Annotated in this window: 9 protein-coding genes; all 9 read right to left on the reverse strand. The window is 63.3% G+C overall.

The annotated features are described in order from the left end of the window. Positions 1-19: 19 nt before the first annotated feature. Complete coding sequence (locus H0274_RS02705) at positions 20-442, reverse strand: VOC family protein (protein WP_226792805.1); 423 nt, start codon at positions 440-442, stop codon at positions 20-22. Continuing rightward, positions 439-1,791: an amidohydrolase gene (locus tag H0274_RS02710; protein WP_226792806.1), complete on the reverse strand. Its 1,353-nt coding sequence runs from the start codon at positions 1,789-1,791 to the stop codon at positions 439-441. Before H0274_RS02710 ends, H0274_RS02705 begins: the two co-directional genes overlap by 4 nt. Before the next feature lie 22 nt (positions 1,792-1,813). Then, the gene (lpdA, locus tag H0274_RS02715) at positions 1,814-3,220 is read right to left on the reverse strand and encodes a dihydrolipoyl dehydrogenase (protein WP_226792807.1); all 1,407 of its coding nucleotides are present in this window, start codon (positions 3,218-3,220) and stop codon (positions 1,814-1,816) included. 112 nt (positions 3,221-3,332) lie between these two features. Then, a complete protein-coding gene (gene odhB, locus H0274_RS02720; RefSeq protein ID WP_226792808.1) occupies positions 3,333-4,562 on the reverse strand; it encodes a 2-oxoglutarate dehydrogenase complex dihydrolipoyllysine-residue succinyltransferase in 1,230 nt (409 codons plus the stop codon). 27 nt (positions 4,563-4,589) lie between these two features. Then, a complete protein-coding gene (locus H0274_RS02725; RefSeq protein WP_226792809.1) occupies positions 4,590-7,424 on the reverse strand; it encodes a 2-oxoglutarate dehydrogenase E1 component in 2,835 nt (944 codons plus the stop codon). Between the two features lie 43 nt (positions 7,425-7,467). After that, complete coding sequence (gene sucD, locus H0274_RS02730) at positions 7,468-8,358, reverse strand: succinate--CoA ligase subunit alpha (RefSeq protein WP_226792810.1); 891 nt, start codon at positions 8,356-8,358, stop codon at positions 7,468-7,470. A gap of 7 nt (positions 8,359-8,365) precedes the next feature. Then, on the reverse strand, positions 8,366-9,019 hold the full coding sequence (locus tag H0274_RS02735; protein WP_226792811.1) for a hypothetical protein: 654 nt from the start codon (positions 9,017-9,019) through the stop codon (positions 8,366-8,368). Further along, a complete protein-coding gene (gene mdh, locus H0274_RS02740) occupies positions 9,019-9,981 on the reverse strand; it encodes a malate dehydrogenase (protein WP_226792812.1) in 963 nt (320 codons plus the stop codon). The genes H0274_RS02735 and mdh overlap by 1 nt, the downstream gene beginning before the upstream one ends. Positions 9,982-10,356: 375 nt before the next feature. Next, on the reverse strand, positions 10,357-12,222 hold the full coding sequence (locus H0274_RS02745) for a putative bifunctional diguanylate cyclase/phosphodiesterase (protein ID WP_226792813.1): 1,866 nt from the start codon (positions 12,220-12,222) through the stop codon (positions 10,357-10,359). Between the last annotated feature and the right edge of the window lie 179 nt (positions 12,223-12,401).

The raw sequence follows: 12,401 nt of genomic DNA on the forward strand, positions 1-12,401 counted from the left end.
AAGCAGCCTTAGCGCAGCTTTACTGCGTGGCGAACAATTGCTTCAGATCGGCAAAGGCCTTCATTTCGATGGCATTGCCCGACGGATCGCGGAAGAACATCGTCGCCTGCTCGCCGGGCTGGCCCTTGAAGCGGATATGCGGTTCCACCGCGAATTGCGTGCCCGCCGCTTGCAACCGATCAGCCAGTTCCTGCCAGTCTTCCAGCGTCAGCACGATGCCGAAATGGGGGACCGGCACATTATGGCCATCCACCGGATTGGTCGCATTGGCTTCCCGCGTGCCGGGCACGAGGTGAGTGACGATCTGGTGGCCGTAGAAGTCGAAGTCGATCCATTGATCGCTGCTGCGCCCTTCCGGACAACCCATTACTCCGCCCCAGAAGGCGCGAGCTTCCGCAAGATCGTGCACGGGAAAGGCGAGGTGGAACGGGCGCAGGCTCATTTGGGGGACGATCCGCTTTCAGGATGGACGCCCCCGATGATCGACATCACCAACGCGCGCACGCCAGCCTTGATGGTGGGATCGGGTGTGGGGGCGAAGAAGGGCGAATGGTTGACGGGCAGGGGCTCTCCCTTCGCCTTCGCTTCGGCAATGGCTTCCGGCGAATAGCCGCCAATGGCGAAGAAGAGCGAAGGAACGCCAGCCGATACGAATTCGGAATAATCCTCGCTCGCGGAAACGGGCGGAGCGTCGCGGGGGACGAAGTGGATCGCATCCCCATAGAGAGGCTGGAGCAGCTTCTGTGCCTGTTCGGCCATGCTGGCATCGTTGATGAGCGCCGCCGTGCCGCCGACATAATTGATGGTCGGCTCCGGCGCGCGGGCCATCATCGCGCTGGCCTTGGCCGTGCGCACCACGCCATCCTGCAGGATGGCGCGCACATCCGCGCTGTTGGAGCGCAGATTGACCTTCAGCAGCGCGCTGTCGGGGATGATATTGGCCACGGTGCCCGCCTGGAACGCGCCGACTGTCAGCACGCCGAAGGCCGCCGCGTCTTTTTCGCGACTGATCACGGTTTGCGCATCGGTCACGAAATGGGCGGCCATGGTGATCGGGTCGATCGTGGCGCTGGGCATGGAGCCGTGTCCGCCGCGCCCGTGGAATGTGATCTCGTAGCTGTCCGAAGCCGCACCCGCCGCGCCAGGCCGGATATTGACCGTGCCTGCGGGCAGATTGCTGACATGGGCCGCGAAGCCGAAATCGGGCTTGCCGAAGCGGGCGAACAGATCGTCGTCCAGCATGGCGCGCGCGCCGCCCAGGCTTTCCTCGGCGGGCTGGGCGATGAACATGAGCGTGCCCTGCCACTTGTCCTTCATCTGGCTGAGCGCCAGCGCCGCGCCGCTCCACCACGCCATATGGATGTCATGCCCGCAACTGTGCGCGACGAAGCTCTCCACCCCGTCACGCTGCTGGCGGGCGCGGCTTGCGAAGGGCAGGCCGGTCTTCTCCTCCATCGGGAGGGCGTCCATTTCCGTGCGGACAAGGATCGTCGGGCCATCGCCATTGCGCAATATGCCCACCACGCCGGTTCCGCCGACCTTTTCCGTCACCGTAAAGCCTGCGGAGCGCAGCTTGGCGGCCAGCAGGGCGGCAGTGCGGGTTTCCTGCATGCTCAGTTCGGGATGCTGATGCACATCCCGATAGAGCGCCTCCAGCGCCGGATAGTTCTGATCCAGAATCGCTTCGAGCTGGGGCCGCGCGGCGGGAACATCCGCGCTGCCCGCCCAGGCAGGGGCGGACAGACCACAGGCAAGCGAAAGGCCGAGCGGCCAGGCAAGAAGGTTCTTCATGAGGGAAGGATAGCCGGGCAGCCTAGATATGGATAGGCTTGCCCATCACCGCCATCGCCGCTTCCTTCAGCGCTTCCGAATGGGTCGGATGCGCGTGGCAGGTATAGGCGATATCTTCGCTCAGCGCGCCGAATTCCATGGCGAGGGCGGCTTCGGCAATCATGGTGCCGGCCACGCTGGCCACGATCCACACGCCCAGCACCCGGTCGGTCTTGGCATCGGCGATGACCTTCACGAAGCCGTCCGTATCGCGATTGGTCTTGGCGCGGCTGTTGGCGACCATCGGGAACTTGCCGACCTTGACCTCACCGCGTTCCTTCGCGGCTTCCTCGGTCAGGCCAACGCCCGCGATTTCCGGCATGGTGTAAACTACGCTGGGGATCACATCGTGGTTCACGATGCCGATCTGCCCGGCGATGAATTCCGCCACGGCAATGCCTTCATCCTCGGCCTTGTGAGCCAGCATGGGCCCCGGGATCACGTCGCCGACGGCCCAGACGCCATCCACGGCGGTGCGGAAGCTGTGATCGGTTTCGATCTGGCCACGCCTGTTCAGTTCCAGCCCGATGGCTTGGAGATTCAGCCCGTCCGTATTGGGCTTACGGCCGATGGCCACCAGCACGCAATCGGCTTCCAGCGTTTCTGCCGTGCCGCCAGCAGCAGGCTCCAGCGTCAGCGTGGCCTTCTTGCCCTTGACGGTAGCGCCGGTGACCTTGGTGCCCAGCTTGAATTCGATACCTTGCTTGGCGAACAGCTTCTGCGCTTCCTTGCGCACTTCGCCGTCCATGCCGGGCAGGATCTGGTCGAGGAATTCCACGACAGTGACCTTGGCCCCCAGGCGGCGCCAGACCGAACCCAGTTCCAGCCCGATCACGCCGCCGCCGATCACCACCAGATGCTCCGGCACCTTGGGCAGGGCCAGCGCGCCGGTGGAATCGACGATCACGCCCTTGTCATTGTCGACTTCGACATTGGGCAGCGGGGTGACGGAAGAACCTGTGGCGATCACGATATTCTTCGCGGTCACGGTCTGTCCGGCAACTTCCACCGTATGCGCATCCGTGAAGCGGGCGTGGCCCTTCAGCCAATCAACCTTGTTCTTCTTGAACAGATATTCGATGCCGCCGGTCAGGCCCTTAACCGCCGCGTCCTTCTCGCCCAGCAGAGTGGCCAGATCGAGTTCGACCTTGTCGATCTTCACACCGAACTTGGCGAGCGTGCCATGCGCCGCTTCCTCGAACAGTTCCGAACCGTGCAGCAGCGCCTTGGAAGGAATGCAGCCGACATTGAGGCAGGTGCCGCCCAAAGTCTCACGGCTTTCGGCGCAGGCCGTCTTCAGGCCCAGCTGCGCCGCACGGATCGCCGCGACATAGCCGCCGGGACCGGCACCGATGATGAGGACATCGTAATCGTAAGACTGGTCAGCCATTTGGGCCTCCGTGGTGCGCGTCCTTCGACAGGCTCAGGACGAACGGAATTCTCTACTCAAACCAATGCCCGCTCACCCTGAGCTTGTCGAAGGGGACGCGCAATATTCGCCATTACAGATCGATCAGCAGACGCGTCGGGTCTTCGATCGCTTCCTTGATGATCTTCAGCGCGGTCACCGCCTCGCGGCCATCGATCAGGCGATGGTCATAGGACAGGGCGATATACATCATCGGGCGGATCACGATCTCGCCATTCACCACCACCGGGCGCTCATCGATCCGGTGCAGGCCCAGCACGGCGCTCTGCGGCGGGTTGATGATCGGGGTGGACATCAGGCTGCCGAACACACCGCCATTGGAGATGGTGAAGGTGCCGCCCTGCATGTCGGCCATGGTCAGCGTGCCGTCCTTGGCCTTCTTGCCGTAATTGGCGATGGCCTGCTCGATCTGCGCGAAGCTCAATTTGTCGCAATCGCGGACCACGGGCACGACGAGGCCGCCCGGAGCGGAAACCGCCACGGAGATGTCGACGAAATCGTGATAAAGGATCTCGTCACCCTCGATCTGGGCATTGACGGCGGGAACGTCCTTCAGCGCCAGCACGGCGGCCTTGGCGAAGAAGCTCATGAAGCCCAGTCGGACGCCGTGCTTCTTCTCGAACACGTCCTTGTACTTCGCCCGCGCCTCGATCACCGCCGACATATCGACATCGTTGAAGGTGGTGAGCAGAGCGGCATTTTCCTGCGCGCTCTTCAGGCGCCTGGCGATGGTCTGGCGCAGGCGCGTCATCTTCACGCGCTCGACGCGGCGCTCACCCGTGGCGGCGGCTGCCGGGGCAGGGGCGGGGCTGCTGTCTGCGGCTGCCGGGGCGGCCCCCTTGGCCTTGGCGGCGGCCAGCACATCTTCCTTAGTCAGGCGGCCATCCTTGCCGGTGCCCTTGACGGTGGAAGGATCGATGCCGTGTTCCAGAACCGCGCGGCGCACGGCGGGAGACAGGGTCAGGCCGTCGGCCTCCACCGGCTCGGGCGCAGCGGCGGAAGGGATCGCCGGGGCGGGGGCGGGAGCCGGGGCAGACTGGGCGGCGGGAGCGGCGGTGGCAGTGGCGCCATCTTCCACCAGCGCGAGCACCGCGCCGACTTCCACCGTATCGCCCAGGGCGACCTTGTATTCACCCATCACGCCCGCGACCGGGCTGGGCACTTCCACGGCGACCTTGTCGGTCTCGAGGCTGGCGATGGGCTCATCGGCCTTCACGGCCTCGCCGGGCTTCTTCAGCCATTCGCCGACAGTGGCTTCGGTAACGGATTCGCCGAGCGCGGGGACTTTGACTTCGATGGTCATGGTCGTTCTTCCCTGTGGGGGTCAGACTTACTTGCCCTTCGCCTTGGCGGCGGCGGGGGCGGAATGGTCGAGGCCCAGCGCGGCGGCGACCAGCGCCTCCTGCTGTTCCTTGTGCTTGGAGGCGAGGCCCGTGGCGGGCGAGGCTGCCGGATCGCGGCCCGCATAGCAGGCGCGCATGCCCTGCTTGCCTGCCGAGCCCAGTGCCGCTTCGATCTGGCTTTCCACGAAGAACCACGCGCCATTGTTGCGCGGCTCTTCCTGGCACCAAACCACTTCCTCCAGATTGCTCATCCGCGACAGGCGGGCCGCCAGCGGCTCCCCGGGGAAGGGATAGAGCTGTTCGATGCGGACGATCGAGACATCTTCCAGCCCTTCCTTGTCGCGCGTTTCGATCAGGTCGTAAGCGACCTTGCCCGAACAGAGCACGAGGCGGCGAACCTTCTTGTCCTCGATCGCCTTCGTGTCGGAGACGATCCGCATGAAATGGCCTTCGCCGGTGAATTCGCCCGCCTGCGACTTGGCCATCGGATGGCGCAGTAGCGACTTGGGCGACATGATGATCAGCGGCTTGCGGAACGGACGCAGCATCTGCCGGCGCAGTACGTGGAAGTAGTTCGCCGGTACGGTGATGTTGCACACCTGCAGATTGTCGCCGGCGCAAAGCTGCAGGAAGCGTTCGAGACGCGCCGAGCTGTGTTCCGGGCCCTGGCCTTCATAGCCATGGGGCAGCAGCATCACCAGGCCGTTGGCACGCAGCCACTTGGCTTCCGATGCGGCAATATACTGGTCGATCACGATCTGCGCGCCATTGGCGAAATCGCCGAACTGCGCTTCCCACAGAACCAGCGTTTTCGGATCGGCACTCGCGAAGCCATATTCGAAGCCCAACACGCCATATTCGGACAGCGGGCTGTCATAGACCTCGAACTTGCCGTGCGGCAGCTCGCAAAGCGGGATATATTTCCGCTCGTCGCGCTGGTCGATCCAGGTCGCATGGCGCTGGCTGAAGGTGCCGCGGCTGGAATCCTGGCCAGACAGGCGGACGCCGAAGCCTTCCATGATCAGGCTGCCGAAGGCGAGGGCTTCCGCCGTCGACCAGTCGAAGCCCTTGCCGCTTTCGAACATCTCGCGCTTGGCGTCGATCACGCGGGACAGAGTCTTGTGAATCTCCAGATCCTGCGGAACCGTGGTGAGCGTGCGGCCGAGGCTTTCGAACAGCTTGGGTTCGATCGCGGTGTTGATATTGCGGCGCGCGGTTTCCGGATCCGCAGGCCGGTTCAGCCCGCTCCAGCGGCCGCCGAACCAGTCTGCCTCATTGGGCTTGTAGCCCTTGCCGGCATCGAATTCCTGATCCAGCACCGCGATGAAGTGGGATGCGGTCTCGCCGGCCCAGTTCTTGTCGATCACGCCCTGTTCGATCAGGCGCTGGGCGTAGATTTCGCTCACGCGCGGATGCTGGCGGATCTTGGCGTACATCAGCGGCTGCGTGAAGCTGGGCTCGTCACCCTCATTGTGGCCGAAGCGACGATAACACCACATGTCGATCACGATGTCGCGCTTGAAGGTCTGGCGATATTCCACCGCCAGCTTGCAGGCGAAAGTCACCGCTTCCGGATCGTCGCCATTCACATGCAGGATCGGGGCCTGCACGCCCTTGGCCACGTCAGACGGGTAGGGCGAATTGCGCGCGAACTTGGGGCTGGTGGTGAAGCCGATCTGGTTGTTGATCACGAAGTGGATGCAACCGCCCGTATCGTAGCCGCGCACGCCCGAAAGGCCGAAGCATTCCCACACGATGCCCTGACCGGCAAAGGCCGCGTCGCCATGGATCAGCACGGGCAGCACCTGCTCGTGCTTGTCCAGATCCTCGCGGAAGGCCTGCTGCGCGCGGACCTTGCCCAGCACCACCGGGTCCACCGTTTCGAGATGGCTGGGGTTGGGCACCAGGCTCATGTGAACCTTTATCCCGTCAAACTCGCGGTCGGTGCTGGTGCCGAGGTGATATTTCACGTCGCCCGAACCGCCGACATCGTCAGGGTTGGCGCTGCCGCCGGAAAATTCGTGGAAGATCACGCGATAGGGCTTGGCCATCACATTGGCGAGCACGTTCAGGCGGCCGCGATGGGCCATGCCATAGACGATCTCGCGCACGCCCATGGCGCCGCCATATTTGATCACCGCTTCCAGCGCGGGGATCATGCTTTCGCCGCCATCCAGGCCGAAACGCTTGGTGCCGACATATTTCTTGCCGAGGAACTTCTCATATTCCTCGCCGCGGATCACGGCCGCCAGGATCGCCTTCTTGCCGATGTCGGTGAATTCGATTTCCTTGCCGGACCCTTCCATGCGCGACTGGAGGAAGCGGCGCTCCTCCAGATCGGTGATGTGCATGTATTCCAGGCCCACCTTGCCGCAATAATTGGCGCGCAGGATCTCCACCACTTCGCGCACGGTGGCCCATTCGCGGCCCAGATTGCCGCCCATGAAGACCTGCCGGTCCAGCGCATCGGCGGAAAAGCCGTGATATTCGGGCGTAAGGTCCGCAGGCAGTTCGCGTTGGTGCAGGCCTAGCGGATCGAGATCGGCGGCAAGGTGCCCGCGCACGCGATAGGTGCGCACCAGCATCATGGCGCGGATGGAATCCGCGGCGGCCTGCTCGATCGCCCTCTCGTCCAGCTTCAGCCCGACCTTTTCGGCGGACTGCTTCACCGCCGCCTTCATCGCGAAGGGGTCGAGCGCCTGGGTCAGGTCATCCTCGCTTGCCACATCGGACAACGGCCAGCGGGGGTTCTTCCAGCTGGGGCCGGGTTGCGGCCCTTCGGAGCCGGATTGGAGCGGGAAATCGTGCAGTTCGTTACCCATGGGGTTCACCGTAATGTGCCCCCGCCGAAGCGGGGGTGAGGGATTACGCCAGTTCCTTCAGCAGCGCGGCCAGCGTGGTGCCGAGTTCGCTGGGCGAGGGGGAGACGCGGATGCCGGCCTCTTCCATCGCGGCGATCTTGTCTTCCGCGCCGCCCTGGCCGCCCGACACGATTGCGCCAGCATGGCCCATGCGGCGGCCCGGAGGGGCGGTGCGGCCCGCGATAAAGCCGACCATCGGCTTCTTGCGGCCCTTCTTCGCCTCGTCCTTCAGGAACTGGGCGGCTTCTTCCTCGGCGCTGCCGCCGATTTCGCCGATCATGATGATCGACTGGGTTTCGTCATCGGCCAGGAACAGTTCCAGCACGTCGATGAAGTTGGTGCCGTTCACCGGGTCGCCGCCGATGCCGACTGCCGTGGTCTGGCCGAGGCCCGCCATGGTGGTCTGATGCACGGCTTCGTAAGTGAGCGTGCCCGAACGGCTGACGACGCCGACCGAACCCTTCTTGAAGATGGAGCCCGGCATGATGCCGATCTTGCATTCATTGGGGGTCAGAACGCCGGGGCAGTTCGGGCCGATCAGGCGGCTCTTGCTGCCGGAAAGGGCGCGCTTCACCTTGACCATGTCGAGCACGGGGATGCCTTCGGTGATCGCCACGATCAGCTCGATCTCGGCGTCGATGGCTTCCAGGATCGAGTCCGCGGCGAACGGCGGCGGAACATAGATCACCGATGCGGTCGCGCCGGTGGCGTGCTTCGCCTCGGCCACCGTGTCATAGACCGGGATGCCGATATGGCTGGTGCCGCCCTTGCCGGGAGTAACGCCCGCGACCATCTGCGTGCCATAGGCCACGGCCTGTTCAGTGTGGAACGTGCCGGTCGCACCGGTCATCCCCTGAGTGATGACCTTGGTGTTCTTGTTGATGAGAATGCTCATTTTTTTACTACTCCGGAAGAGCTTGAGCTGAAAGATGGAGAGGTTGTGCGCCAGCGCGAATTGTGGGCACATTCACGTTAATGCGCATGTTGCCAGCCACCCAGTAACCGTCAGCGAACGTGTTTTTGACTACCAGTTTGGCCGGAGCGCCGTAGCGGGCGGTCAATGCTTCGGTTACGCTTTTGGCCGCAGCGAAGTCTGCCACTTTGGTAACGAGGTTGCACTGAGTGCCGAATGCCTTGAACGGACCATAGGAGCCAGTTGTCGTTGTTGCGCGACTAGGCATGGCTATCGAGCGCCCCTTCAGGTTCGCCTCGTCGCCAGTCCAAACCGTAAGGGTGGCGGATTTGCTTCGCCATTGCTCAATTCGTGCCTCACCCGTTTTACCGGCAGCGGGAAGAATTGTCTCGGAAGGCGAAAGGCCAAATGTTGAAACCCCGGCCCGCGATCCCGCGCCCCCCGGATCGGGGAGGCACAACTCGTCGAAGGCTTCAACGAGGTTGGTGGCATCGAGATTTGTGGAACTCAATGCAGTGCCAAGCTCGGTTTCACCGCCAACGAGCAGCGCACGACCGTCCTTTACGGTAAAGGTGACTGCTTGCGCGCTGACAGCCAATGGGGCTGCCAACAGCGCACAGCCTAGTGCCGTCCGAGCGAACATCAGCCCAGGCTCGGGTCGATGCCCTTGCAGGCGACCAGCAGTTCCTTGACCGCGTCCACCGAGGTCTGGAAATTGGCCTTGGCGGTGTCGTCCAGCGCGATTTCGACAACTTCTTCCACGCCATCCGCGCCGATCACGGCGGGCACGCCGACATAGAGGCCGTCCAGACCATACTTGCCATCGACATAGACGGCGCAGGGCAGGATGCGCTTCTGGTCGCCCAGATAGGCTTCGGCCATGGCAATCGCCGAGGTGGCGGGCGCGTAATAGGCCGAGCCGGTCTTCAGCAGGCCGACGATTTCGCCGCCGCCCGAACGGGTGCGGGCCACGATGGCGTCGATCGCTTCCTTGCTGGACTTACCCATCTTCACGAGGTCATCCACCGGGATGCCCGAAATGGTGGTGTAGCTGGTGACCGGCACCATGGTGTCGCCATGGCCGCCCAGCACGAAGGCGTTCACATCCTTCACCGACACGCCGAATTCCCAGGCGAGGAAAGTGGCGAAGCGCGCGCTGTCCAGCACGCCGGCCATGCCGACGACCTTGTTGGCGGGCAGGCCGGAGAATTCGCGCAGCGCCCACACCATCGCGTCGAGCGGGTTGGTGATGCAGATCACGAATGCGTCGGGCGCATGGGCCTTGATGCCCTCGCCCACGGCCTTCATCACGGACAGGTTGATGCCCAGCAGATCGTCACGGCTCATGCCCGGCTTGCGCGGCACGCCTGCAGTCACGATGATGACATCCGCGCCAGCGATATCCGCATAATCATTGGTGCCGGTGATCTTCGCATCGAACCCTTCGACCGGGCCGCACTGCGACAGGTCCAGCGCCTTGCCCTGGGGCATGCCCTCGGCAATATCGAACAGGACGATGTCGCCCATTTCCTTCTTGGCGGCGAGGTGGGCCAGAGTGCCGCCGATCATACCGGCGCCGATGAGGGCGATCTTCTTGCGGGCCATGATGCGATGCTTGCCTTTCGCGAAAGAGCGGGAGCGTGGCTCTTCGAATGGCGCGCGCCCCGCATCCCGCGAAAGGCGAACGCCCCAGTGTTTGGACCGCCCTAGGCCGCCTGTTTTGCTTTGGCAACCGCCAAAAGCCGCCAATCCTGCTTATTTTTTGATAACAGTTCGCAATATCAATTGCTCTGCAAATTGCGCGCGAAAGGCCGGTGCGAAACCGGTGATGGCCCCTGTATGCAGAAGCCTGTCCGGTCGCCCTGATAGCGGTTGCGTATGTCCGCAGGATGAACCCGCGAAGCGATGGAAAAAAGACTGGCGGCGATGACTTCGTCCGTTTGGCGGCACACGTCAGCCGACCTGATCGGCGGGGCGTTATCAGCCAACCAGACGGAAGCTGGTCGGTTCCTTCTCGCGTTCCTGCGCCAGCAGGGTGGCGGCCAGATAATCGGGCACGGCGCGGCTGAAATAATAGCCCTGGCCCAGCGTACAGCCCGCCTCGCGCACGGCGCGCACCTGATCGATGGTTTCCAGCCCTTCGGCCACGATGTCCATTTCCAGCCGCGAGCCGAGTTCGGCCACGGCGCGGATGATCGCATCGCTCTTGCGGCCGACATTGGGCCCGGAAACGAAGCTGCGGTCCACCTTGATCTTCTTGAACGGGAACTTGTTGATGTAGCCGAGCGAGGAATAGCCCGTGCCGAAATCGTCGAGCGCGAAACGCACACCTTCGGCCGCCAGCTTCTCGATGAAGCGGGCGGTGTGGTGGTTATCCTCCAGGAACAGGCTCTCGGTCACTTCCAGTTCAAGGCGCGAGGGATCAAGCTTGGCTTCCTTCAGCGCATTGAGGATGCCAAGTGCCGAGCCTGGGGCCTTGATCTGCACTGGCGAGAGGTTGACCGCGATCGTCACTTCTTCCGGCCATTGCGCACAGGCCTTGGCGGCCTGGGCGGTGATCCAGTTGCCCAGCGTGATGATCACGCCGGTTTCTTCCGCCACGGGGATGAATTCGTCGGGTCGCAGCTCGCCCTTTTCCGGGTGGAACCAGCGCACCAGCGCCTCGAAGGTCTTGATCCGGCCGGTTTCGAGATCGACGATCGGCTGGAAGAAGATCGACAGTTCGTCGCGCTGGATCGCCGCACGCAATTCAGCCTCGATTTCCTTGCGACGCATCAGGTCGCGGGTCATCGAGGCATCGAAGAAGCTGGTCTGGTTCCGGCCGTTGACCTTGGCGTGGTAGAGCGCAAGGTCCGCGCTCTGCATCACCGTATCGAGGTCGGTTCCGTCATCCGGCATCAGGGCTATGCCCATGGATGTGCCGATTTCCAGCCTTTCCCCATCGATGCGATAGGGGCGGGATATTTCGTCCAGCAGATTGCTGGCCAGTTGCTCACTCTCCGAGCGCGCATCCACTTCGCATACGACGATGAACTCGTCGCCGCCGAAGCGGGCCACCGTGGCCCCGTCCGGCGAGGTTTCGCGCAGTCGGCGGGCCACTTCGGACAGGACGTGATCGCCCACCGGATGGCCCAGCGTGTCGTTCACTTCCTTGAACTTGTCGAGATCGAGCCAGAACAAAGCGAGCTTCTGGTCGTCCCGCATGGTCATCAGCTTTTCGACCATTTCGTGATTGAGGCCGGCGCGGTTGGACAGGCCGGTGACGACATCGGTGCGGGCCAGATCGCGCATCTTGTCGGCCATGCGCTGGCTGGTTTCGGCTGCCGCGACCGATTCCCGCAACACGTTGAACATGTTGAAGGTAACCGCCGCCATGGCCGGAATCAGCAGCGTGGTGGTAACGGCAAAGACGATATAGATCGCTTCCCCCCGGATCGCCGCCACGATGATCAGCGGGGCGAGCGAGAGAATCATCTGCCCCAGCGCGATCATCGGCAGGCCGGCATTGCGGGTGGAGGTGCCCGCGCCATAGGCAATGGCGTAGCTCACCATCAGCAATTGCTGCGGCGTATCGAGATCGAACCAGATGGTCAGCGCCGCGATGCCGCCCGTCAGGAAAGCGAAGCTGAAGGCGCCCGTTTCATAAAGCAGTTCCAGCAGCCGGGCATCGCGCCGATCGCTGTCCGGGCCGAAGCGGGCCGCGACGGCGACGCGAAACACGCCCACGGCGGTAAGCAGCAGGGTGCCGATGATGATGGCCGTATTGCCCGACATCGCCGCCACGGTAATTGCCGCGCTGATACCGCACAGGGCCCCGATCGCGAGGCTGGAGGGCTGGGTATACAAAGAGGAGACGAGCTTACGGCGAACGCGATCGTCCAGCGCATCGCCGGATATCGTTCGTGCAAGGAATTCCTTGACCTTAATTATCGGTCGTCTCCCGATCGTCACGCGCCCGGGGATAGACGCAAAGAGGTCACCGAATGGTTAAGATGATGCTTACCAGAACCTTAGAGATTATCGGG

Source organism: Fulverythrobacter ferritrahens (assembly GCF_020539485.1).
Taxonomy (GTDB): Bacteria; Pseudomonadota; Alphaproteobacteria; order Sphingomonadales; family Sphingomonadaceae; genus Andeanibacterium; species Andeanibacterium ferritrahens.